Source organism: Nitrospirota bacterium, from assembly GCA_020846775.1.
In the GTDB taxonomy this organism is placed as follows: domain Bacteria; phylum Nitrospirota; class 9FT-COMBO-42-15; order HDB-SIOI813; family HDB-SIOI813; genus RBG-16-43-11.
The window spans coordinates 20,444-44,490 of the sequence record JADLDG010000053.1 but is presented as its reverse complement, the minus strand read 5'-3'; the positions used below and the strand labels follow the sequence as shown (position 1 = coordinate 44,490).

Here is a 24,047-nt window from a genome sequence, read left to right as displayed (position 1 = left end):
TGGAAGGCGAAGCCCCATGCTGCTCCAGATGTTCCAGGACCTGCCGGGCCCTGGGCTGATTCCACAACCGCTCCTTCAGCGCTTCATAAGATTGATTCTCTTGCTTCCCATCCTTTGACATAGCCCCGATCCCTGTTAGAAAACTGCTAACACACAAAGTCAGCGATAGCAGTTTACATTGTTGCTGGGAGCCCAAAGGCGATAAAAACATGCCAGAATGGGTGTGGTTCTGGCATGTTTTAGTAAAAAAAGTCCCTATATTTGTTCTGTCAATGTCTGACATAAACCTACAACTTACCAGATGTCAAGTCAATATTTGACGCGATAAAGTTGACATTGTACAATATGATAATGTACAAATAGAGACATGTCATTTACTGCCTCTTATGTGGCAAATAATGACAGAGTCGCATCTTGACAACAAGGAGGGCGAAGACATGGATAATATAACAACATTCCGCCTGCCAGATGTACTGAGAAAACGATATGAGAGGAAGGGGAGGAGTTGGGACGCCCTTGCAAAAGCAATTTTTGAGGCAAATAACAGGGAGCGTGGGGTAGACAGGCGAAAACTAAAGCGACTGTGTGACGGCGAAGATGTCTATTTATCAGTTTCAGAGCTGCTGGCCTTAGACCAGTACCTGCGGAGGTTTAATGAAGGATTGGCCGAAAATACAATATTCTATCGAGGGGAAAACATATTGGATTCATTGGCAGAAAGCGAGGCACTGACTATCTTTATTGCAGCCAGATACCATCAAGAACTTAAGACTGAAACTGTTTCACGCTGGGATATGCGAGCAGTCACACGGTTTACCAGAACGAAGCTTGCGGGTATGCATATCGATATCCAGGATGTGCTTCTCTGGGATCGTATCGAGCAGATCAAGGATGATGACTGGATCAAAATGCTCAAAGACGACAGAGCAAAGGTCACTATCGGCAGTCCCCTCGCCTGTCCGGCCTCTGAGTACCTTATGGCCAGAATGGTCAATCTGACACCTTATCAAAAGGAGCCGTTAGATATAGATAAACCGCTTCCTTTCTATTTTATTTTCCCGGACGAATCGGACTGCCCAAGCACATTTTTTATTCAGAAGAGTGAGGCGATTACGTTATTACAGAAGAAGGTGAGAGAAATCGAATCGAAAGTTTGTAATACGCAGGAAATAAAGGAATCGCTTACAAAGAAGATATTGGAAATAGAATCGTTGAAGGGAGATGACCGGGCAATAATAGTATCTCAAGATGTTTTCATCAGTACCCGCGTGGGGGCAAGTTATGCCCTCCTGGTTGCACAACGCCAGCCTCCTGTAGGACAGGTTGTCATGAGCCTCTGTGGAACATATGGATCAACAACGCTCGGACTTGCTAATGTTGTCACCAAGGGAGAAATTAATGCTGTTTTGCCAAAATTCGATTCAAACAAAAAACAACCGCTACTGGTAGCCGTAATAGAAGTAATCACAGCGCCACGATCTGCTGGTTCATATGGGCCACAGGAGGAAAACCGCAGGCTTGTTAGTGCAAGAGTTGTGCGGGCCCCAAGGTTTTTTAACTTTTCTGATGGGAGATGGGTTGAGAAATAAATCGATTTTGGCTTGCTTTTGGCTGCTATTTAAAACAAGAATTTGCTGGAAGCCAGAGTTTTATACTTGAGGATTTGCTGCTCGGTAACCGGCAGGATCGCAGTAAATTACGTTAAAATCTATTGGGGAATTTGTCTGGAAAGTAGCTCTGTAGGTAGTTCTGGGGACAGTCTGGGGACACACTTTTGAAATCTCAACTTATTGATATTATTAGGAAATAATGGAGCGGGCGACGGGATTTGAACCCGCGACAACCAGCTTGGGAAGCTGGGACTCTACCACTGAGCTACACCCGCACAGATCCAAACATGCTTAAAATAACATAGGCCAATACACCGTGTCAATTCACAGATGGTTCACCCTCAGCCCGCTCATCCACGATGATAAGCTGGTCCGGAGTTACGCCGTTTAATCTTATGGCCTTGCCTGATGGAAACAGCACTTCGAGATCAAGAAGTCCGCTGTAATCTCCAAGTCCGAACTCCACAGGGAGTGAGTGCTGGGAGCCGCTGCCTTTCCCACCCTGGACCTCACGCATTTGCATCTTGAAGGTGGCGCGGGAATCTGTTTTTTGTTTCGTGGTCTCCTCCCCGGGAGACAACAAACCAGGTTCAGGGTGACGCTTAGTGGTTGTTTGGGTTGGGTTGACTTCGCCCGGCCTGATAATGACTCTCGCCCCTATGCCTGAATAGTTTGACTCACGCCCCACTACTTTTACATGCAGCCAGTGGTGTTCATTCCCATCATTTCTAAATAATTTCAGCCCTGCACCGCCTCCAATCGCAAGGTCCATGTCACCATCATTATCAAAGTCTGCAAAAGCATCGCCCCATCCATCGTCTACCCTGACTCCTGCAAGCCACGTTACATCTTTAAACGTCCCGTCACCGTTACCCTTGTATAAAAAACTGTTTCTATCTTTATATGTGGATGTAAAGAAGATATCCAGAAACCCGTCATTATCGTAGTCAATAAAGGAAGGATCAGCGGATGTTTCTTCAAATCTTATTCCTGAGTCGCCAAACCGGTTTATAAAGTTATAACGGGGCGGCCCCTGATTTTCGAGAAGCATACTCTTGTCAGAATAACCTATATACCTTGGGTGGGCAAGATTGGAGACAAACAGGTCCAAGTCGCCATCATTGTCATAATCACCCCACTCTGACCCTATAGTATGTCCGTAAGCCCCTTCAGTTTCATCTCCTTCAACACCTTTTTCCTCAGCCTTATTAGAAAATGTCCCGTCTCCGTTATTGTTCCATAATAAGTTCGGATCAAGTCTGTAGTTTGAAACATATATGTCCGAGTCACCATCGTTGTCATAGTCACCCCAGCTGACACCCCTCCCGCACATATTCTCCCGTAATGTTATACCCGATATCATACTTACATCATCAAAAGTACCATTGCCATTGTTGTGAAACAGACGGTCGGGAGTGCCTCTTGCCCTGTCAATAGTTTCATGAAGAGGTCTCTCATAATTCGCCAGGTAGAGATCTATAAAACCATCTTTATCATAATCAACCCATGCCGCAGCCTCAGTAGGGTAGTTGTCCACATCTGTAAAAGCTGTCAAGGTAATGTCTGTGAACGTCTCATCCCCGTTGTTTTTCCATAGCCGGTCAATATTATTACTGCCTTTTGCAAATGTGTAGAAATCAATAAAACTATTGTTATCAATATCTCCCCATATACCCCCATTGGCTCCATCAATTTTTTTAATTCCAGCGCTCGCGGTTGTATCGGTAAATGTTCCATTACCATTGTTTTTCAGAAGCAGCGCCCCGTTAAGCATGAGGTCCTCATATCCGTCATTATTGAAGTCTCCCCAGGCTATTCTTGAAGCCTCAATTCCCTGAAGTCCTGCATCTGCAGTCACATCTGTAAATGACGTTATCCCCTCTTTGATCGCATAAAACTTGTTAGTGCTTGCAGCGTCAGATCCTGTCAGAGTTAGCAGTCTTTCCTCTGCCTCTTTATTTTCGCCTGATTTGAGCGCCTGCACATAAGCATTTACAGCACCCAGTGCATCACCTCGTTCTTCCAGGATATTACCCAATCTGAAGTAGAGTTCTTTGTCGTACTCAAGATATTGAGTCCCCTTTATGTATGCCTCTTCGGCCATCTCCTTTTGGCCGAGCTTATAGTATGCCAACCCCAGCGTTGAATAGTATATACCAGTTGTCTTTTTAAGGTCCTTCAACCACTCGATTTCAGGGTAGTGATCAGGTTTATCAGCAAGGTCCGGATTTACCATAAGGTCTAATGCCTTTCTTATGTGTAATACCGCACTCTCCAGTGAGATACCTTCTTCTGTATACCAGTAACCAACTGAGAAATTTGCCCTCCTGTTCTCTGGTTCTTTCTTTAACCATTCCTCACCAAATTTGAATAATAAATCTCTATTTTTAAGGTCCTTTTGTAAGATGCCAAGCCTGAGGTGATTTACCATAAAGGACTCTTTGGCTGACGGGAATAAAGATAGAAAATGTTCGATTCTTATAAGACGTTTGTCCACATCCTTCTCGCTTAGCAACTCCTCAGAGAGAAAGCCGGACAACGTCTCTGAGGTCTTTTCATCAGGAGATAGTTTCATGATCTCTTCTGCTATTTCTGCAGCCTTATCATATTCATGCAGAAAATTAAGCACGTTAAATACCGCCATCAACCTTTTAGCGTTTCTTTCACCTGTATTTTTGTATGCCTCAATCTCCCTGCTGATTTTATCTTTTATCACGTCTGAATAACCGGACTCTTCAAGTTCAACCGCCATCAGCCCGGAGTATGCCTCGAATGCATCCCTGTCCAGTCGTAATGCCTCCTCATAGGCTAACCTGGCCTCTCTGTATTCTTCTGTAATAAGATAGACATCTCCCAGAGCGGTCCATGCCTTAACATTTTCGGGGTTGTACTTGAGAGCTTTGTTAATTAACTCTTCTGCACGATCGTACCGGCGTTGGTGCGCCAGTCTCTCCCAATTATTCAAGGCAACATTGGAGCGATACGAGTTTATTATTGACATGCAGCCTGAAAGAGCAAAGCCTGTGGTGATGATAAGTATAACTAAGGAGAATTTCTTGACCATTCTCTTGAGTGATAAAAGGTGAGCCGCCAGCGCTCATACAGCTTTGCAGCCTCCTGGTCGCTTAGCTTAGGGTGAAAGACCCTGGTACTTGCAGAAGATGTTATTTTCTCGATCGAAGATATGCCTTGCCAGATATTCTTGCTGAGCCCTGCGAGGAAGGCAGTTCCAATGGCAGTATTATAATCTTCCTTAACCTTGTGCACCGGCATCTTAAGGATGTCAGCCTGGAACTGCATCAGATGAGATATCTCTGAGACAGTGCCACTGCATACTACCTTTTTCAACTGCAAGCGTCCGTCTGTCTGAATAACATTAAGATTGTCCTTTACCATGAATGCTATTGCCTCAACTGCTGCACGCACTATATCCTCTCTCCTCGAATTCTTTTTAAGTCCATACAAGCATACAGTGCTGTAACTCTCCCGGTGAGGGGTTCCGAGGCCGTCTAATGATGGCAGCATAAATAGCCGGTTTACAGATCCCTTGCAGAGCTTTTCAATGTCTTCTTTTGGACCGATGAGACCAAGATTGTCTTTCAGCCATGATAAGAATGAACCAGCTGAATTAATTACGCCTTCCAGTAGATACGATGTATTTTCTTGATTTGACCATGCAATGGTTGTCAGGAGACCTGGTAAAAGGAATATTTTTTTTCCTGTATTTGCAAGTATAAGTCCATCGTCAGCGTAGTTAATACTTACCTCCCCCTCCTGAAATAGTCCTTGTCCAACAAGGGAGGCCTGTTTTTCTGTAATAGATGCATGTATCGGGATTGCCTGACGCTCAATAACTGCATCACCTAAATAAGATGAAGTGGGCACAACGGCAGGGAATATTTCATGGGGCAGATTGAACAAATCAAGTAATTCTCTGTCCCAGGTCCTGGTAAATATATTGCACAGAAGTGTTTGAGCCGCACTTGCATGATCTATAATATAGACGGACCTGTTTGACAAATGCCACAGTAGATAGGTATTTACTGTTCCAAGTAACAAACGCCCTTTCTCTGCGAGTTTCTGCACAGCCTTGATATTATCCAGAACCCACTTAATCTTGGATGCAGAATAGAAAGGTGAAAGGTCAAGTCCGGTACGTTCACGAACTATATGCCTACGTTCAAACCTCTGTCTGCATATGTCTGTTCCCCGCGGGTCGCTGTAACTTATTGCATTGCAAGCTGGTTTTCCGGTTTCTTTATCCCACAGCAGTATCGTGGATTGCTGTCCCGATATTCCAAGTGCAGCTATCTGTTGTTTTTTAGATCCGATTTTCCGGAAAAGAGTCTTGATCGAATTTAACTGGCCTTTTAAGATGTCATCTGCGTTGTACTCAATCCAACCTGAGCGGAGTATATGTGGCTTCAAAGGGTATTCTGACCTGGCAATTATTTTTGCGTGGCTGTCAACGAGTAAGGCGCTGGATCTTTGAGAACCCTGATCAAGGACAAGTATGTATTGACCCATAAGATTCGGTCCCTTTGATTTTCCGCTTATATTAGCAATCTGAAGATTTAAAGTCAATGGTCAACCTCTTGTAATTAAATGAAATGTCTGGTTTCTGCAGTAAAATATCAATTTTTTCTATCTTTAGGACTAAAAACTGTTAACGAATTCTGTTTAAAGGACGATAATATGTAGCATTAAATTAGTTTATAACTTAAATTTCAAAGGATGATGAAGAAATTGTTTGATTATCGGCAGTTTAAAATGTTTGTAATTGTGGGGACTTCCCTGTCTGCATTATTTATTGTCCTTTTGATTGCATCCAGGCTGATCTTACTTGACAGTTTTGTCGAAATCGAGCATAACAACATGGAGAAGAATGTAGAACGGACGCTTAATGCTCTCAACGGTGAACTTGCACACTTAAGTACTGTAAATGGTGATTATGCCGGATGGGATGAGAGTTATAAGTTTATTAACGATGGCAACAAGGCATTTCTCAAAGACAACCTTCCTGATGCAGTCTTCCCCCAATTGCATCTTAATATCCTGGTTTATATAAGAAACAGTGGAGAAGTTGTTTATAAAAGGGGGTTTGATCTCATCAGAGAAATTCCGGTTCCTGTCTCTGAGAGCTTCCTAAAGCACCTTACTCCGGAAAGCCCTCTCGTGAGACATCCTCGCATTGAGAGTACGATAAAAGGTATTATGCGGCTTCCTGAAGGCATCCTGCTTGTCTCCTCAAGACCGGTTCTAACGAATGAATTCAAAGGGCCGATTCGCGGAGCGCTTATTATAGGTCGTTATCTTGATTCTAAAGAGATCGAACAGATAGCCCAACAGACAAAATTGTCCATTAATGTTATTAGAGTAGACGATAAGATAATACCTGATGATATTAAGATCGCAATTCAAAAGATTGATGATGCGGCCCCTGTCCTGGTATCTCCATTAAGCAGGGACTTAGTGGCTGGCTACGCCACTGTAAAAGACATTTATGGCAACAATGCATTCGTTACAAAGGTTGAATCCCAAAGGAAAATATACAGACAGGGTGTTGATACAATTACATATTTTATCCTCTGGTTTGTTCTTGCAGTACTTGTATTTGCCTTGATAAATAACCGGCTTTTTAAAAAACTGGTCCTTTCTCGACGGATGGGGAAAGAATCAGAGGCGAAATACAGGGCTGTCATAGAGCAGGCAAATGAAGGTATTATTATTGTTAATTGTGCAGACAAGATGATACTTGAAGGCAACACGGCATTTAAAAGCCTTCTTGGCTACAATAGTGATGAAATATTGAAAATGTCATTATATGACATAGTTTCAGAGGACATTGAAACTTCATCTCTTGAGATAGAACGTATAGATAAAGAGAAGAGGGATCTCAGGCTGAGACATAAAGATGGTTCCGTAGTGTATGCTGAATTATCCGCAAGTAATCTCTCACAGTGCGATAGTAATACTATGTGTGTTGTGGTTCATGATATAACAGATAGAAAACTGTTTGAAGAGCAGCTGATGGATCAGGCAACCCACGATTCCCTGACTGGCTTAGCCAACAAAAATCTCCTTAATGACAGGCTTGGTCAGGCCACGGCCTATCAGAAAAGGAAAAAGATGTTGTATGCCGTTATGCTGCTTGACATTGACAGGTTTAAGGTAATAAATGACACCCTGGGACACAGCTCAGGAGATATCCTCCTGAAACAGATTGCTGAACGACTTGCTAATAGCGTTAGAAATTATGATACGGTTGCAAGGCTGGGCGGGGACGAGTTTGTTATTCTGGTAAACGATGTGACTGACACAAATGATATTATTACAGTGGCAAAGAACATCCTGGACTTGTTTACTGCCTCTGTGAAGATCAATGAGAATGAGCTGTTTGTTGCTGCAAGTATCGGGATCTCTATGTTTCCTTCAGATGGTGAGACGGCTGACCATCTATTGATGAAGGCTGATACTGCCATGTATCATTGTAAGGCGCAGGGAGGAAATAACTACCAGTTCTTTGCCGAAGAAATGAACGTGAGGGTTAAGAACAGACTGAGTATGGAAACTAATCTCAGAAAGGCGTTGGAACAGCAGGAATTTGTTCTCTATTACCAGCCCAAAATTGACTTGTCTACAGGAGAGATCTGTGGAATGGAGGCATTGATTAGATGGCAGAAAGACGGGTACATGATATCACCGGCAGAATTTATCTATATTGCAGAGGAGACCGGTATTATCCTTCCGATAGGTGAATGGGTACTTCGTACTTCCTGCAGAGATATGAAAAAGCTGATAGACGATGGGTTTTCTAATCTTGTTATGTCTTCAAATCTTTCATCACGGCAGTTTGCAAATGAAAACCTTATTGAATTGATTGGCTCTGCACTGGACGAGAACTGCCTCGACCCTGTGTATGTTGAATTGGAACTGACAGAGAGCATCCTGATGAAGAATGAGGAAAAACTTGTCAGGAAGCTTTTTGCGATAAAAGACAGAGGAATCAGGCTTTCAATAGATGATTTTGGTACTGGTTATTCCTCTCTCAGTTACCTGAAAAAGTTTCCTATTGATGTGTTAAAAATAGACCGCTCCTTTGTAATGGACATTACAACTAATCCTGATGGTGCATCCATTGTTGAGACAATATTAGCGATGACCCATACACTAAAGTTGAGGTCAGTAGCAGAAGGCGTAGAGAAGTTAGAGGAGCTCCTATTCCTTGCTGGACATGGGTGCGAGGAGATGCAGGGCTATTATTTCAGCAGACCGGTGCCATTTGATTCATTTAGAGAGATGCTCAGATCCGGGAAAAAACTCGAGGTCAGTACTATAGTTTCATAGCCCTGAAGTAAATTAATCCGCCTATAACGCTAAACACAAGATTTGCAAGCCAGGACGAAAGAATTGGGTTTATGCTGCCTGCGTATCCCATATTTAAAGACAGAGAGTAGGTGGTCCAATAGAGTACACCGGTAAGAATACACATCCCTATGCCTCTGGCAAGTCCGCCAAACTTCTTCTTTATACTGAAACCAAAGGTCATTCCGAAGACTGATAGAATAAACCCTGAAAATGGGAACGATGTCTTGGCATATAAATCAACTGTAAGTCTTTTAACCTCATAGCCTTCTCTTTTGATTGTGTCTATATATTTTTTAAGGGTTGTATAGCTTGTTTCAGATGCCTGGACAGTTACATGACTGAAATCATCTTGTCTTATAGGGAATTCCAATGGAAGGGTATCAAACTCGATGAGTGTTATATTTCTGTTATCAGGATCAAACAGCCTCCTTACACCTGATTTAAGAAACCACTGATTATCTATGGAGACCGCGCCATTAGCTGAGATGCTTTCCCTTATATTAAAGTCAGGTGTCAGATAATATATATTTATCCGCCCCATGATCTTCTTGTCCGGGTCTATAAAGCTTGCATTGTATATTGTATAGTCGTCAGCCTTTATCCACAGGCTGTCTTCTTTAAAAAACATTTCCCTTGGTTTTCCCTCGATCGTCATACGTATATCCTCTGCCATCTTATTGCTTACAGGTATGACAGAGTTATTTAATAAGAATGCACCGGCAGAAGAAATCAGTGTTATCGCCAAGACAGGCAGTGTAATATTGTGTATACTCAGTCCGCCTGAACGCAGGGCAGTGAGCTCATTGTATTTTGTAAAGAGACCAAGATTCAAAAATGATGCAAAGAGGAGTGAAAGAGGTATTGTGAAATAAATTGCCTGCGGGAGTCGGAAAAGAAAGTAACCCGCAATTGTCATGAAGCCTGCATGGGCCTTTGTGAAATCGCCAATATTTTCAAAGATATCAATGAGGAGGTACAGTACTGTGAATGCCGCTGCAATGAGAATTAACAACTTTAGTAATTCGGAAGAGATATATCGTGTGATTATCTTCATTTGCCTCTGGAAAAAATATTTAACAAATGGATCCCTTTTTCTGCAGATACTAAAACTATAGTAATTATCGCCAGCATAAGCGAAATAAAAACAGTAGCCCAGGCTGCAAACACAGGATGTATATAACCCTCGACGGCCAGTATCTCAAAGCCGGTGTCAAGTATGTAGTAGCTGAAAACAATGACAATGCTTAGTATGAAGCCGGCAAATCTGCTTGAAAATCTGGTCACAATACCTATTGGTGAGCCGAGAAGTCCCAGTACCAGGGCTGCCGCAGGCAGCGAAAACTTCTTATAGTACTCCATCAACAGCCGCCTGTATTCCCTTGTCTGCCCCTGTTCTTTTTTATCGTTTATTTTCTTTTTCAATTCAGACAGGCTTAGACCCCATGTCTCTTTTACAAGCCGGACACTCTCAATGGACTGGACTGACTCCAGTCTCAAGAGATATGTTGAAAACGTGACCATCTGATACTTAGTTTTGTCACCAGTCTCAAAGTATATATGACCATCCTGAAGTTTCAAAAACAGGTTTGATGTAGACGGATCATTGAGGATATTACCCTGCCTGGCAGTAATAATTTTTGAATCCTTTGCCGACCGGTCAGAAATGAGAATACTGTTTAATGTATTCCCTGATGTGATTTTCTTCACATATACCAGCAGATTAAACAGATTATTAAATACACCCTCATGCAATCCCAGATTCTTTTGTTCGTTCAGTGTCTCGTAGGCTTGCACGCGAATATACTTATGTCCCATTGGCTGAAGAACAGACGATGAAACCAACGCGAGAAGAAACGCCGTTATTGAAAAGATTAATACGGGGAAAAGCATGCGGTATACACTTAATCCCCCTGACCTCATTGCAGTTACTTCATTATCTGTCGAGAGCCTGCTAAATGTCAGTATTGATGAGATCAATACTGAGAGCGGTATTGCAAGCACTAAAAAAAGGGGTATAATGAAGAAGGAAAATTTTACGAGGAGAAGAAAACTTATACCCGTTTCAGACGATATCTTCGAGAATTTAATTACCTGCTGCATAAGGAATGCTGATAACAAGATCGCAATGCTGAGGATGAAGGAAAGAGAAAGTTCGCGGAGGATATATCTGTCAATGATCTTTACCATAATGAATTCATACTATACAATAAATCGTCTTATTACTAAACCTGAATTATGCAAAAGATAAAAGAATATACTAAATTCAAGTTATACCTGGACGATAGGGTAAGGCATTATCCCTTTATCCATGATATGGTTGTTTTCTACAAGGGACTTCTTGATATCTGGAGTGCATATTCTCCGGATGACCTGTCTGCCTTGTTTGAGACTTCTGCAGCTTTATCGCCAAAAGGAGAGTCAGAAAGAATACATCTTCTCGACACAACAAGAATAAGTGAGCTTAAACTTACCAGCAGCATAAACATTGCTAAGGACGTATTTAAGCTGTTTGAGACATGCATGGGAGGGGGTAAAGAAATAGGGTGTTCCGGTTCATCATCGGATGCCGTGCAGGAGTTTATAAGCCAGGGACTCTTAAAAGAAGATAAATTCAAAAATGCACTGCTCAAATGGATACTCAAACCATCTTTTGAAAATACATTGAAAAAACTGAATCTTGAAATAAGCTCCGGGAAGGGGATATGTCCGTTATGTTCGTCTCCACCGGCTATGGCCATTGTCTTTACCCCTGAGGACGAGACATATGAACAGCGCCTGCTTTCCTGCTGTTTTTGCGCGTACAGGTGGCATTACCCCATGACCGGTTGTCCTTCCTGCGGGAATTCGAGTCCGGAGCGTTTTGGCCTCATCGTTGGAGATTCTGTCAGGGATCAGTGCGTGCGGGCCGTGAGTTGTGAAGAATGCAAAACATATCTCAAGACTGTTTTTACCGGATGCCGAAGTGACAAAAAAAGACCGGATGATCTCGATATGGAGATTGAGGATGTAGCCACCCTGAATCTGGATATAATGGCCGACCAACGCGGCTTTACTGCGTTATGTCAGAGGTGAATACTCATTCTGCCGTGGGCTCACAGGTGCATGAAAATAATCCCCCTTAATCCCCCTTTTTCAAAGGGGTAAATTAATTACCCCACTTTAGAAAAGGGGGGCAGGGGGGATTTGAAAGGCTATTTCGGATGAAAAATATTTATTATTATGCAGCCATTATTTCTCTCAGTATATTTAACATAATCTCATTTCCGACTAATTCTATGTCTGCTGAGATTGCCTGTCCACCATTACTAAAAATGGTATCATCCAATCCACGAACTCTTTCAGATGGGGTTTCCACAGAGAGGCCTGTTATCATTACCTGGGACAAGGAAACCTTAGAGACTCTTTCAGACGGACTGAGAGATCTAAAACCAGCACTGGAATCTGTAAATATATCAGGCGGCAGGTATGGCATGGGGACGCTCCTGACTACTGAGTGGGGTATAGGAGGGACTGCTTCATGGATGGGAAACGTGGAGATAATAGTGCCGGAAGCGACTTTGGAGCCGGGTACCCAGTACAGAGTATGGACTTACTTATATATAACTATAAGAAATGGAGCTCCTATGTCATGCGTCAGGCTTGGTGGTGAAGTAGTATTTAAGACTGCAGGCATCGCACCGGATGATGGAAGTCCGGTCCGCAACATAGACCTTTCAAAGATTTATCACGGGGATGAATATGGACATGGAGACGCAAGCGGTACGGTCAAAGAACTCAACCAGGCCCTTAACCTGGTGACATTAGATGATATTAAAATGGGGAAAATATCAGTAGTTGTCTACATGGGCATACCTATATTTAAAGATGGTCAGATAATACCATTTGATAAGATAAAGGTTGGGGACAGGGTAACCATAAGGTTTACAGGCGGTCGTGCGGTGACTTTAGAGGTAAATAAGTAGTTACTCTTTATTACAAATTCCTTGCAATAAAAGATTCCGTTGTGTTAAGATTTCAACGTTATGTCCGGTCTGGTCAAAGAAAAAAATCTCCTCGCGAGGTCAGCATATCATTATGAGATTCAGGAGGTTAAAGAGCCAAACCTTTTCAGAGAATTCTTCCCTTACAGTGAGGTGCCTAAGATCCCGTTTAATCACCGCATTGTTCCTCAATTTACACCGCAGGAGTTCTGGATAAGTGATACGACTTTTCGTGACGGACAGCAGTCGAGACCTCCATACAGCGTAAAGCAGATAGTAGACATATACGACATGTTTCACAAACTTAGCGGACCTAACGGGGTGTTAAGACAATGTGAGTTTTTCCTTTACAACAAAAAAGACAGGGAGGCGGTCGAGAAGTGTCAGGAACGGGGCTACAGGTATCCAGAGATAACAGGATGGATCAGGGCCGTTAAGGAGGATTTTCAGATAGTCAAAGAGGCAGGTCTGAAGGAGACCGGAATACTGACTTCATGTTCTGATTATCATATTTTCCTTAAGCTTGGGATGACCAGAAGAGAGGCCGCTAATAAGTATCTGGATATAGTCAGTAAGGCGCTGGAATCCGGAATCATACCCAGATGCCATCTTGAAGACATTACGCGTGCCGACTTTTATAATTTTGTTATCCCGTTCGTTCAAAAGCTGATGACGTTGTCTGAGCAGAGCGGAATCCCTGTTAAGATAAGGGCATGTGATACGATGGGCTATGGCGTTCCTTATATAGGTGCGTCTACCCCGCGCGGTATCCCGGAATTGATCTATGGCCTTGTCCACTATGGAGGGGTCCCTTCACAACAACTTGAATGGCATGGCCACAATGATTTCCACAAGGCGCTTATTAATGCTACGACAGCATGGTTATACGGATGTTGCTCGGCTAATGGTGTTATGCTTGGATTTGGCGAGAGGACAGGGAATACCCCTGTAGAGTCTCTTATTATGGAGTATATCGCCCTGCGTGGTGACACTAATGGTGTAGATACGACAGTGATAACTGACCTGGCTGATTATTTCAGGAAAGAGCTTGGAGTACTGGTCCCTGCAAACTATCCGTTTGTAGGTGCAGATTTTAATAATACGAGCGCCGGCATCCATGCAGATGGGGCTTTGAAGAACGAGGAAATATACAATATATTTGATACCGTTAAATTGCTCAAGAGGCCTATGGGGATTACAATTACTGATAAATCAGGAATCGCAGGAATAGCTTATTGGGTAAACGGACATCTCGGGATAGATCATAAAGAGCAGGTAGATAAGAAACACCCGGGAGTTGCCAAGATATTTAAGTGGGTTATGGAACAGTATGAGGCCGGAAGGCTGACAGCGATTTCCTCGGATGAGATGTATGCCCAGTCAAAAAAGTATTTGCCTGAATATTTTGGTTCTGACCTGGACCGCTTAAAAAAGCGTGCTGAAGAGATTGTGGCATCACTGGTTGAAGAATTAGTTGATGATGAATCATTCAGAGTCCTGAACGCAGCCGGGATGGAAGAGAAGATGCAGAAACTGGTGGATGAGAATCCATTTATTCAGTTTGCATATGTAGTTGACCTCAACGGAAAGATATTGACTAAAAATATTACTCAGGTGATTGACAGGGCCAAATACGAGAAGTTTGACATGAGACAGGACTTTTCCAACAGGCCATGGTTTATTGAACCTGTAAGGAGCGGAAAGACCATTGTTACAGACTTCTATAAATCTCTTGTAACAGATGCACTATGTGTGACCATCTCTACACCTGTCAGAAATGAGAACAGTGAGATTAAAGGCGTGTTCGGTGTGGATCTGAGATTTGAAGATGTGGTAAAAATAGACAGGAGGATGGTTGCTGGTGTTGAATCTTCCGGAGAAAAGGGCGGTGTTGAAGGAGAGATGATTTAGGCCGCTGGTATTAGTAGGCGAACGCAGTTCCATCATTAAGGAGGTGAAAGTGGCTGGACGTAATAAAATAACAATTATTGGCTCAGGTAATGTTGGAGCATCTGCAGCGCAAAGGATAATGGAAAAATCACTCGGTGATGTTGTATTAATTGACATTGTCGAAGGAATTCCCCAGGGTAAGGCGCTTGATATCCTTGAATCCGCATCATTGAGCAGCTCGGATGTTAACATTACCGGAACCAATAATTATGACGATACTTCTGCATCTGACATAGTGGTTATTACTGCAGGACTTGCGAGAAAACCTGGAATGAGCCGAAGAGACCTTCTCGAGAAGAATGCGGGTATCGTAAAGGGAGTAACTTTAGAGACGGCCAAGCGGTCTCCAGACTCCATACTTATTGTAGTGACCAATCCCATGGACCTGATGACATGGGTTTCCTACACTGTTTCGGGTTTTCCAAAGCATCGTGTAATAGGAATGGGCGGAGTGCTTGATTCTGCACGCTTTAAGTGCTTTATTTCATCTGAACTTAAGGTGTCTGCGGATAATGTTCATGCCTTTGTTCTTGGAGGGCATGGTGATCTTATGGTCCCGCTTGCGAGGTTTTCCACAGTGGCGGGCATTCCAATAACTGAATTGCTCCCAAAGTCACGGATTGATGATATGGTTGAGCGTACCAGGTTTGGAGGCGGTGAAATAGTTGAACTACTCAAGACAGGAAGCGCATATGTCGCCCCTGCTGCTTCCATCGTAGAAATGGTTGAGGCAATTCTCCTTGACAGGAAAAAGATTTTGCCTTGTGCGGCATACCTTGAGGGAGAGTATGGGATGAAAGGAATATTTACAGGGGTGCCTGTAAAGCTTGGTAGAACTGGGATTGAGGAGATTGTTGAAGTAAAGTTTAAGGATGATGAGGAGACCGCCTTTATCAAATCTGCAAACATGATCAAAAGCGGGGTCGAGGAGCTTAAGGAAATTCTAAAATGAGGCGAGTTCATTTCAACGACATAGTAGATAAGGTCAGGGAAATGTGCATGGATGCAAATTTCAACCTCAGCGCGGATGTTACGGCTGCATACGAGAAGGCTATTGATACGGAAAAATCACCACTCGGGCAGGAGGTGCTGAGACAGATTATGCAAAATTCCGAGATTGCGGCTAAGGAGTCTATGCCTCTCTGTCAGGATACTGGTCTGGCTGTTTTTTTCATTGAGTTTGGTCAGGATGTCTCTATTGCCGGAGGGCTCCTGAGTGATGCCGTAAATGAAGGTGTGAGACAGGGATACAGCAAGGGCTATCTGAGAAAATCTGTTGTCGAAGAACCTGTATTTAACAGGAGAAATACAACTGACAATACCCCGGCCATTATACATACTGAAATAGTTGCGGGTGAGAATATCAGTATTAAACTGGATATTGCCGGCGGCGGGTGTGAGAATATGGCATCTCTAAAAATGCTTCGTCCTGCTGATGGAATAGAAGGTGTCAAGCAGTTTGTTGTAGATTCTGTCAGGAATGCAGGCGCAAATCCGTGTCCACCTGTAGTAGTGGGCGTCGGAATAGGCGGTGATTTTGAGAAGGCGGCTATGATTGCTAAAAAGGCCTTGCTGAGACCGGTGGGACAACCCAATGCGAGAATGGATGTTGCCTCCCTGGAACAAGAACTTCTAAAGAAGATAAATCAGATTGGAATTGGCCCGGTCGGTCTTGGAGGCAATACTACCGCCCTTGCCGTACATGTTGAAGTTCATCCCTGCCATATTGCGAGTCTGCCGGTTGCAGTGAACATAGGATGTCATTCAAGCAGGCATAAGAGTATAGTGATTTAGGAGAAAAAAATATTATGTCGGTAAAAAAAATGACGACACCTTTGACGGAGGATGTCATAGCCAGCCTGAAGGCGGGTGACAGGATAGAGATAAGCGGGGTACTGTATACTGCCAGGGACGCAGCACATAAGAGGCTTGTACAGATGATAAAGGATGGAGATAAACTTCCCTTCGATCTCAGAGGACAGGTAATTTATTTTGTCGGTCCCACACCAGCCAGGCCCGGAATGCCTATAGGTTCTGCCGGGCCTACGACGAGTGGGAGAATGGACCCGTACTCCCCTTATCTTATAGAACATGGCCTGAAAGGTATGATAGGCAAGGGCGGAAGAGGAAAAGAAGTTATAGAGGCGATGCATAAGCACAAGTGTGTTTACTTTGCTGCTATTGGAGGTGTAGCTGCACTTCTTTCGAAGAGGATCAAGAAAGCAGAAATAATAGCTTTTGATGATTTGGGCACTGAAGCTGTCCGCCGGATTGAAGTCGAAGACTTTCCTGTCATTGTCATAAATGATGTACATGGTGGTGATCTGTATAAAGAAGGTATGTCCAAGTATTCAATCAGTTAATCTGTTACCTGTCTTTTTTCTTCTTAAATCAAACAATGCAAGATTCGTGCTTAAAATTCTTTACTTGAACAGCCGCATGTGGTATATTACATGCTCGAATGGTTATCAATGCTGATGCGCATGACAAGTAAATGGAAATTATTACTTGGAGTAATATATATATTCTTATTTATTATTGTCGTGGCCGGATTTTTCAGCGGGTACAAAGATAACCTTGAAAGGCCTTCAGTATTGTCAACGCTTGGAGATACGGTTCAGGAGATAGATGATTTTTATCTTACACGTGTAAATGGTTCTATAGTCGAGTGGGAAATCGGGGCAAAAAAAGCCTCGATTGCGAGCGGTGAGGAAGAAGCCTTGCTGCAGGATATAAATATTACTCACAGGACCCAGCAAGTCGGAACCATAACACTAACAGCAGAGAAGGGGAGGTACAATATTGGCACCAGTTCATTTTTTATGGAAAAAGAGGATAGAGATGTAATTATAAGGCTTTCCAGGGATGTTACGATAAATGTGGGTAACCTCATGTGGTCTGATGAAGACAGGCAGGTGCGAAGTACCGGCATGGTTCATGTTACAGGACAAGCTTTTGTTCTTGATGGAGAAGGGCTTGTCGCAAACCTTGATAGTGGAATTTATGAGATCAGGAAAAATATTCGGGCTAGAATATGGTAAGCGGCAGACAATAATATTCTATATTGCGCTTTTTACGCTTCTTGTCTGGACGGTCACATCTGAAGGTAAGGATAAATCAATAACAAGGTTTGTAAGCAAGGATCAGGGGGGGGCGCTTTCGATAAGTTCAAGTAAAATGACCCTTAATAATCAGATGAACACGATACTGTTCGAAGGTAATGTTATTGTCGAACAGGATACAATGACCCTGAAAGCTGATGTTGTAGATGTTGTATTTGAAACGGTCTTGGAAAGTGAAAAAAAACTAATGGATGGAGTGGATAGTAAGAGATCTCTGTCTACTATAACTGCTACAGGTAATATTAAGTTTATGCATGGTGACAGGACTGTTTATGCAAACATGGTTGTCTATTCCAAGAAAGGTGAGATGATGGTTTTTACCGGGTCACCCACAATACAGGAAGGGCTGGATAAGTTGAAGGGTGAGAAAATTACAGTGTTTATTTTGGAAGATAGGGTAGTAATTGAAGGAGGAGAGGCAATAATACATCCTAAGTAGAGAAAATATATGACTATGTTAAAGGTCGAGAATGTAGAGAAGGTCTATAAAAACCGAAAAGTAGTAAACAGCGTAAGCATAACCGTGAATCAGGGAGAGGTAGTTGGAGTCCTGGGTCCTAACGGGGCTGGAAAGACAACAATATTTTCAATCATCATCGGGATATTAAAACCTTCTAAAGGCCGTATTTTCCTTGGTGATATGGAAATAACCCATCTTCCCACATATAAACGGGCAAGGCTTGGGTTATGTTATCTCCCACAAGAACCGTCAATATTCAGAAAGCTGACAGTAGAAGAAAATATTATGGCAATCCTCGAGTTTCAGACAATGTCATCATATGAGCGAAGTAACTCGCTAAGCCGCCTGATGAAAGAACTTAACATCACTTCCCTGGCTGGGCAGACGGCTAATACACTGTCAGGTGGTGAGAGAAGACGCGTTGAAATAGCCCGTGCCCTGGCATCTTCCCCTTCCTTTATATTTCTTGACGAACCTTTTGCCGGTATAGATCCCATATCAATCATTGATCTGCAGCAAATAATCAGACAATTAAAAAACAAGAATATTGGTATCCTGATCACGGACCATAATGTTCAAAATACACTTGAAGTCTGTGACAGGGTCTATATATTAAATGACGGTGTAATACTTAAATCCGGCACTCCACATGATATTGCTTCGAGTGTGGAAGTTAAAGCCAAATATTTGGGTGAGAAGTTTAAGCTTGAAAGCGAGAGTGTCGTTAACTGATTACAGCAGGATAATTCGTTGTTAGTTTAGAAATCAACATCAGGAGGGGACGAGATGGATACAAAACTAGACATGAGACTTACCCAGAAGCTTATTATGACCCCTCAGCTTCAGCAAGCAATAAAATTACTTCAGTTGTCAAAACTTGAGTTGGAACAGACTGTTTATCAAGCCCTCCTTGAAAATCCATTTCTTGATGAGACGCCGGTTGAAACTACAGAAACAGATGAGGATGAGACATACAAGACTGTAACGGCCTCTGAACAAGCTACCACCAGGGAAGACGAAGGCGGAGCTATTTCACCACTGGATGGGGAAACCATGAAGTGGGGGGAATATTTGTCTGATGACGGTTATGATAATAAAGAGGCTGGATATTATAAGGATAATGATGATGAGGGGATGACATATGACCAGATGTTAACAAGACCGTCATCTCTTTCTGAACACTTGTCATGGCAACTGAACCTTGCCACATCTGATGATGAAATCATAAAAGCAGGGGAAATTATCATAGGAAACCTTGATGATAATGGTTACCTTCAATCTACTATTGAAGAGATTGCAGCAACAAATGGCGGGTCCAGGGATAAAGCCCTTGAGGCATTAAAGTTGATCCAGCAGTTTGATCCTGCAGGTATTGCTGCAAGGGACTTGAGGGAGTGTCTTCTTATCCAGTTATCTCTGCTTGGTGTTAAGGGGACAATTGTTGAGACCATTATCTCGGAACATCTTGCTGATTTTGAGAGGAAGCGGTTTCACGTTATTGCACGAAAACTTGGTATTTCTATGGAAGATCTGGCTCATGCCCTTAAGGTTATTGAGAGGCTTGAACCGAAACCTGGGAGATTGTTCTATTCATCTGACAATGTTGCTATAATTCCCGATGTCTATGTTGTTAAACACGAGGGGGAATATGTGGTTTTGTTGAATGACGATGGCATTCCGAGGCTTAAACTCAATCCAACTTACAGGCGAATGCTCAAGGGCGGGAATGAAATCGCTGATGATGCCAAGGGCTATCTTGAAGAAAAGTTCCGATCTGCCGTATGGATGATAAGAAGCATTGAACAGCGCAACAGAACCATATATAAGGTAGCGCAAAGCATTGTTAAATGCCAGGAGGATTTTCTGGAAAAGGGGATTAATGAACTTAAACCCCTGACACTAAGGGAGATAGCAGATGATATTAATATGCATGAATCTACAGTAAGCCGCGTGACGCATAACAAATATATCTGTACACCTCAGGGCATATTTGAATTAAAATACTTTTTCAGCAGTGGACTTAATACAAGTAACGGCGATAGTTGTTCGTCCAAGAGTGTCAGGGATATGATTAATAAACTTATTACAGATGAAAATCACCGGAAGCCTTTCAGTGATCAGCAGATCATGGAATATCTGAAGGGACAGCAGATTGAAATTGCGAGAAGGACTGTTGCCAAATACAGGAAAGAGTTAAAGTTGCCTTCCGCAAGCAGGCGTAGAAAATTAGTAATATGAGATTTAATAATCTCCGCGTTGTAGTTATCAGTGGTCTGTCAGGTGCAGGAAGGAGCAGTGCACTAAAATGTTTTGAAGACCTTGGTTTTTTCTGCATAGATAATCTCCCCCCGCAATTACTGCCTAAATTTGTCGAATTATGTACTCAATCCCGCACCGAAGTAAAGAAAATAGCCCTCGGCATAGATATCCGTGAGCGTGACTTTTTTGCTGATTTTGAGAATATTCTGAAAGAGTTGATGGCAGACGGTTGTCCTATTGAAATCGTGTTTCTCGAGGCACGTGATGAGATGCTTGTACGGCGATTCAGTGAGACGAGAAGACCACACCCGCTGGCGATGAATAAATCTGTAGCAGACGGGATAAAACTCGAGAGGGAGATGCTGAAGTGGCTGCGTGATAGAGCTACTCTGATTATGGACACGTCAGACTTCAATATCCATCAGCTCAAGAATGAGGTGTTCAGACACTTTCATGAAGCAGATAAAAATAAAAAAATAATCGTAAATATAATTTCCTTTGGATTCAAATACGGAGTTCCCTATGATGTAGACTTGTTGTTTGATATAAGGTTCCTCCCTAATCCTAATTTTGTGTCTCACCTCAATCAATTGTCAGGGAAAAATCAAGAGGTCGCTGAATTTCTCCATGATAGTCCCAGGACTGTACTTTTTCTCGAAAAATTATTTCAGTTTATTGATTTTCTAATGTCTCAATATGAGCAGGAAGGAAGATATTATTTAAACATCGGTATTGGCTGTACAGGGGGACGACACAGGTCAGTCTATATTGCTGAGACACTTGACAGGCACATTAAGGAGATTGGATATGACACTACTGTGCGGCACAGGGATATTGAAAGGATAAAGGCTTAAGGGATGTCTTCGTATATAGTTGCAATAACCGGGGCCAGTGGTGCAGTTTATGGAATTCGACTGCTGAGTTATTTGGTTAAAAATGGGCTGACAGTTCACATGACTGTTACTAAAGAGGCCTGGTGGATATTGAAAGATGAGCTTGGATTAGTTATGGAGGGTTCAGAAGAAAAGATTCAATCTTTATTGTGCGACTATTATGGGGTTTCAAACGGGACAATTCATTATTATGAAGAAAGTAACCTTAAGGCGCCGATCGCCAGCGGATCTTTTCGAAACGATGGCATGATTATTGTTCCATGCTCAATGAAAACCGTTGCCTCAATTGCATCCGGATTATCTTCTAATCTTGTTGGGCGTTCTGCCGATGTAGTATTAAAGGAGAAAAGGAAGCTCATCATCGTTCCGAGAGAAACTCCCTTGAATACTATTCATCTAAGAAACCTCCTCGCCCTTTCAGAAATGGGAATTCACATAATTCCTGCAATGCCGGCCTTCTATAATAAGCCAGAGACTGTAGCAGACATGGTTGAATTTATTGTAGGACGTATTCTTGATGCCCTGTCTATAGATAATCATCTCTATAGCAGATGGGATGGGAGGTAATAACCCTTGACTACAGTAATTTTATTAAGTATAGTTACAAGTGTTTTAATACCTGAGGGTTCAGGTCAATCCTCTTTGTCTCCGCTATTCAATGAATACTTGAACCTCTGAACACATAGTTGGAGACAATCTTTCAGTAAGATGAATCAAAGTTAGAATAATGTATTTGATAGAGAAAAGCAGATAATTCTTTCTAAAGAAAAGAGATCGAGTGATGTTTTTCAGTAAGAAGAAAGAAACAATAGGCATAGATATAGGTTCCAGCTCCATAAAAGTCATTCAATTGACAGAATCTGAAGGGCGTTATACCCTTAATAAGTTTGGACTTGATGCATTAGCCCCTGAGATAATAGTTGATGGCACTGTTATGGATTCAGTAAGGTGTGTTGAGACATTACAGAATCTCATTAGTGCACATGACATTCGAACGAAGGATGCGGTAATCTCCGTGTCCGGTCATTCAGTTATAGTTAAAAGAGTAACTCTGCCGCAGATGTCCGAAGATGAACTATCGGAATCTATTAAATGGGAAGCAGAGCAATATATACCGTTTGACATTAATGAAGTAAATATGGACTTTCAGATCCTTAGTACTTTTACGGGTCCTGATGGAAAGCTGCAGATGAATGTCCTTCTGGCTGCAGTAAAAAAAGATAAGCTTGCTGATTATACCTCTCTAATTATTGAGGCCGGCTTGACGCCTGCGATAGTTGATATAGATGCTTTTGCTATAGAGAACATGTACAACATCAACTATGAAATGAACGAGAATGATACTGTTGCCCTTGTCAACATAGGCGCTGGCATCACGAACATTAATATACTGCAGGGAGGTATGTTTGCATTTACCAGAGATATTTCTATTGGCGGTAACAGATATACTGAGTCTATACAAAAAGACCTCGGCCTTTCTTTCGAGGATGCTGAAAAAATCAAGAAGGGAGAATCAGTCGAAGGAGCAGAAACACTTCAGGTTGATTCAATAATAGAGAATGTATCAACGGAAATAACCAGCGAGATAACAAGGTCATTTGGTTACTTCAAGGCCACAATGTTAAGCGAAAAAATTAATAAAGTATTGTTAAGTGGAGGATCTTCAAAGATACCTAACCTGGACTCATTTCTGCAGGAGCGGTTGGAACTGCCTGTTGAGTTAATAAATCCATTTAAAATGATTGACATCCCTCCGTCATTTGATAAAGAGTATATTAAAATGATTGCCCCGTTTGCAGCAGTTGCTGTTGGCCTGGGGGTAAGAAGGATGGACGACAGATGATAAGAATAAATCTTTTGCTCAACAAGAAGTCAAAAGGAACTGCAGTAAATCTGAGATTAGGATTGCCTTCCTACGTTATTTTCGTAATTATTGCTGTCGTAGCTGTATTATTAATTGAAGGGTATACATGGTACTGGCTGAACAGCACCAAATCTTCTCTTGCTAATGAAAAGAAGACACTTGAAGTACAACTTTCTGAATTGAAAGAAAAGGTTAAAGAGGTTGAAAGTTATGAGAAGGATAAAGAACTTTATGGGCAGAAGATAACAATTATACAGAATCTCAAGAAGTCCCAGAAGGGGCCGGTACGGGTATTGGACGAGGTCAGCATGATGCTGCCTGAAAGGGTGTGGATAATATCACTGAAAGAAAAAGATGGAAAGATAAATGTTACGGGCTCCGGGATGACAAATGACGACATTGTTAAGTATGTGAACAATCTGAAATCATCCAGGATATTCCAGAATGTTCAATTAACAGAGTCAAGGCAGGTTATCGATTCGGGTATCCCTGTATACAATTTTAATCTTATATTTAACATTAACCTTGAGTCGGTATAATA

20 protein-coding genes and 1 tRNA gene are annotated in these 24,047 nt (G+C 42.3%); 16 read left to right on the top strand and 5 right to left on the bottom strand.

All coding sequences use genetic code 11. The features are described from left to right. Nucleotides 1-437 precede the first annotated feature (437 nt). A complete protein-coding gene (locus IT392_08345; GenBank protein MCC6544494.1) occupies nt 438-1,589 on the top strand; it encodes a helix-turn-helix domain-containing protein in 1,152 nt (383 codons plus the stop codon). 221 nt (nt 1,590-1,810) lie between these two features. Here IT392_08345 and IT392_08340 read toward each other — a convergent pair. The 3 genes from IT392_08340 to IT392_08330 all read right to left on the bottom strand — a co-directional run bounded on the left by IT392_08340 (nt 1,811) and on the right by IT392_08330 (nt 6,194). Further along, nucleotides 1,811-1,885: transfer RNA gene (locus IT392_08340), tRNA-Gly, on the bottom strand. Between the two features lie 44 nt (nt 1,886-1,929). Beyond that, a complete protein-coding gene (locus tag IT392_08335) occupies nt 1,930-4,611 on the bottom strand; it encodes a VCBS repeat-containing protein (GenBank protein ID MCC6544493.1) in 2,682 nt (893 codons plus the stop codon). 41 nt (nt 4,612-4,652) lie between these two features. Further along, a complete protein-coding gene (locus IT392_08330; protein MCC6544492.1) occupies nt 4,653-6,194 on the bottom strand; it encodes a hypothetical protein in 1,542 nt (513 codons plus the stop codon). Nucleotides 6,195-6,356: 162 nt separating this feature from the next. On the opposite strand from IT392_08330, the gene IT392_08325 reads away from it, so the two are divergent. After that, nucleotides 6,357-8,957, top strand: coding sequence for an EAL domain-containing protein (locus tag IT392_08325; protein MCC6544491.1), 2,601 nt, complete (start codon nt 6,357-6,359; stop codon nt 8,955-8,957). Here the strand turns inward: IT392_08325 and lptG are convergent. Both lptG and IT392_08315 read right to left on the bottom strand, forming a co-directional pair. Next, the gene (gene lptG / locus IT392_08320) at nt 8,944-10,032 is read right to left on the bottom strand and encodes an LPS export ABC transporter permease LptG (protein ID MCC6544490.1); all 1,089 of its coding nucleotides are present in this window, start codon (nt 10,030-10,032) and stop codon (nt 8,944-8,946) included. The genes IT392_08325 and lptG overlap by 14 nt on opposite strands. After that, complete coding sequence (locus tag IT392_08315) at nt 10,029-11,165, bottom strand: LptF/LptG family permease (protein MCC6544489.1); 1,137 nt, start codon at nt 11,163-11,165, stop codon at nt 10,029-10,031. Before IT392_08315 ends, lptG begins: the two co-directional genes overlap by 4 nt. A gap of 48 nt (nt 11,166-11,213) precedes the next feature. Here IT392_08315 and fdhE point away from each other — a divergent pair, with 48 nt between their 5' ends. The 14 genes from fdhE (at nt 11,214) to IT392_08245 (ending at nt 24,045) form a co-directional block, all read left to right on the top strand. Next, the gene (gene fdhE, locus IT392_08310) at nt 11,214-12,050 is read left to right on the top strand and encodes a formate dehydrogenase accessory protein FdhE (protein MCC6544488.1); all 837 of its coding nucleotides are present in this window, start codon (nt 11,214-11,216) and stop codon (nt 12,048-12,050) included. Nucleotides 12,051-12,178: 128 nt separating this feature from the next. Continuing rightward, a complete protein-coding gene (locus IT392_08305) occupies nt 12,179-12,940 on the top strand; it encodes a hypothetical protein (GenBank protein MCC6544487.1) in 762 nt (253 codons plus the stop codon). A 60-nt stretch (nt 12,941-13,000) separates the two neighbouring features. After that, nucleotides 13,001-14,869 (top strand): histone-lysine N-methyltransferase, encoded by a 1,869-nt coding sequence (locus tag IT392_08300; protein ID MCC6544486.1) that lies wholly within the window; start codon nt 13,001-13,003, stop codon nt 14,867-14,869. 49 nt (nt 14,870-14,918) lie between these two features. Further along, a complete protein-coding gene (gene mdh, locus IT392_08295) occupies nt 14,919-15,860 on the top strand; it encodes a malate dehydrogenase (GenBank protein ID MCC6544485.1) in 942 nt (313 codons plus the stop codon). Next, a complete protein-coding gene (locus IT392_08290) occupies nt 15,857-16,702 on the top strand; it encodes a fumarate hydratase (protein MCC6544484.1) in 846 nt (281 codons plus the stop codon). Before mdh ends, IT392_08290 begins: the two co-directional genes overlap by 4 nt. A gap of 14 nt (nt 16,703-16,716) precedes the next feature. Next, nucleotides 16,717-17,271, top strand: coding sequence for a Fe-S-containing hydro-lyase (locus IT392_08285; GenBank protein MCC6544483.1), 555 nt, complete (start codon nt 16,717-16,719; stop codon nt 17,269-17,271). Nucleotides 17,272-17,361: 90 nt separating this feature from the next. Continuing rightward, the gene (gene lptC / locus IT392_08280; protein MCC6544482.1) at nt 17,362-17,949 is read left to right on the top strand and encodes an LPS export ABC transporter periplasmic protein LptC; all 588 of its coding nucleotides are present in this window, start codon (nt 17,362-17,364) and stop codon (nt 17,947-17,949) included. Next, entirely contained in the window at nt 17,912-18,469 is a 558-nt protein-coding gene (locus IT392_08275; protein MCC6544481.1) for a hypothetical protein, read from the top strand. The genes lptC and IT392_08275 overlap by 38 nt, the downstream gene beginning before the upstream one ends. 9 nt (nt 18,470-18,478) lie before the next feature. Next, complete coding sequence (gene lptB, locus IT392_08270) at nt 18,479-19,222, top strand: LPS export ABC transporter ATP-binding protein (GenBank protein ID MCC6544480.1); 744 nt, start codon at nt 18,479-18,481, stop codon at nt 19,220-19,222. Between the two features lie 54 nt (nt 19,223-19,276). Then, nucleotides 19,277-20,728 (top strand): RNA polymerase factor sigma-54, encoded by a 1,452-nt coding sequence (gene rpoN / locus IT392_08265; GenBank protein MCC6544479.1) that lies wholly within the window; start codon nt 19,277-19,279, stop codon nt 20,726-20,728. Next, nucleotides 20,725-21,603 (top strand): RNase adapter RapZ, encoded by an 879-nt coding sequence (gene rapZ, locus IT392_08260; GenBank protein ID MCC6544478.1) that lies wholly within the window; start codon nt 20,725-20,727, stop codon nt 21,601-21,603. Before rpoN ends, rapZ begins: the two co-directional genes overlap by 4 nt. A 3-nt stretch (nt 21,604-21,606) precedes the next feature. After that, complete coding sequence (locus IT392_08255; GenBank protein ID MCC6544477.1) at nt 21,607-22,209, top strand: UbiX family flavin prenyltransferase; 603 nt, start codon at nt 21,607-21,609, stop codon at nt 22,207-22,209. A gap of 214 nt (nt 22,210-22,423) precedes the next feature. Then, entirely contained in the window at nt 22,424-23,485 is a 1,062-nt protein-coding gene (gene pilM, locus IT392_08250) for a type IV pilus assembly protein PilM (GenBank protein MCC6544476.1), read from the top strand. Then, entirely contained in the window at nt 23,482-24,045 is a 564-nt protein-coding gene (locus IT392_08245; GenBank protein MCC6544475.1) for a PilN domain-containing protein, read from the top strand. The genes pilM and IT392_08245 overlap by 4 nt, the downstream gene beginning before the upstream one ends. Nucleotides 24,046-24,047: the final 2 nt, after the last annotated feature.

Bases quoted from the DNA above. Each gene is read 5' to 3' on its own strand.
- IT392_08345 (MCC6544494.1), top strand. From the start codon at position 438: ATGGATAATATAACAACATTCCGCCTGCCAGATGTACTGAGAAAACGA.
- IT392_08335 (MCC6544493.1), bottom strand. From the start codon at position 4,611: ATGTCAATAATAAACTCGTATCGCTCCAATGTTGCCTTGAATAATTGG.
- lptG (MCC6544490.1), bottom strand. From the start codon at position 10,032: ATGAAGATAATCACACGATATATCTCTTCCGAATTACTAAAGTTGTTA.
- IT392_08315 (MCC6544489.1), bottom strand. From the start codon at position 11,165: ATGGTAAAGATCATTGACAGATATATCCTCCGCGAACTTTCTCTTTCC.
- fdhE (MCC6544488.1), top strand. From the start codon at position 11,214: ATGCAAAAGATAAAAGAATATACTAAATTCAAGTTATACCTGGACGAT.
- IT392_08305 (MCC6544487.1), top strand. From the start codon at position 12,179: ATGAAAAATATTTATTATTATGCAGCCATTATTTCTCTCAGTATATTT.
- IT392_08300 (MCC6544486.1), top strand. From the start codon at position 13,001: ATGTCCGGTCTGGTCAAAGAAAAAAATCTCCTCGCGAGGTCAGCATAT.
- IT392_08290 (MCC6544484.1), top strand. From the start codon at position 15,857: ATGAGGCGAGTTCATTTCAACGACATAGTAGATAAGGTCAGGGAAATG.
- IT392_08285 (MCC6544483.1), top strand. From the start codon at position 16,717: ATGTCGGTAAAAAAAATGACGACACCTTTGACGGAGGATGTCATAGCC.
- lptC (MCC6544482.1), top strand. From the start codon at position 17,362: ATGCTCGAATGGTTATCAATGCTGATGCGCATGACAAGTAAATGGAAA.
- IT392_08275 (MCC6544481.1), top strand. From the start codon at position 17,912: ATGAGATCAGGAAAAATATTCGGGCTAGAATATGGTAAGCGGCAGACA.
- lptB (MCC6544480.1), top strand. From the start codon at position 18,479: ATGACTATGTTAAAGGTCGAGAATGTAGAGAAGGTCTATAAAAACCGA.
- rpoN (MCC6544479.1), top strand. From the start codon at position 19,277: ATGGATACAAAACTAGACATGAGACTTACCCAGAAGCTTATTATGACC.
- rapZ (MCC6544478.1), top strand. From the start codon at position 20,725: ATGAGATTTAATAATCTCCGCGTTGTAGTTATCAGTGGTCTGTCAGGT.
- IT392_08255 (MCC6544477.1), top strand. From the start codon at position 21,607: ATGTCTTCGTATATAGTTGCAATAACCGGGGCCAGTGGTGCAGTTTAT.
- pilM (MCC6544476.1), top strand. From the start codon at position 22,424: ATGTTTTTCAGTAAGAAGAAAGAAACAATAGGCATAGATATAGGTTCC.
- IT392_08245 (MCC6544475.1), top strand. From the start codon at position 23,482: ATGATAAGAATAAATCTTTTGCTCAACAAGAAGTCAAAAGGAACTGCA.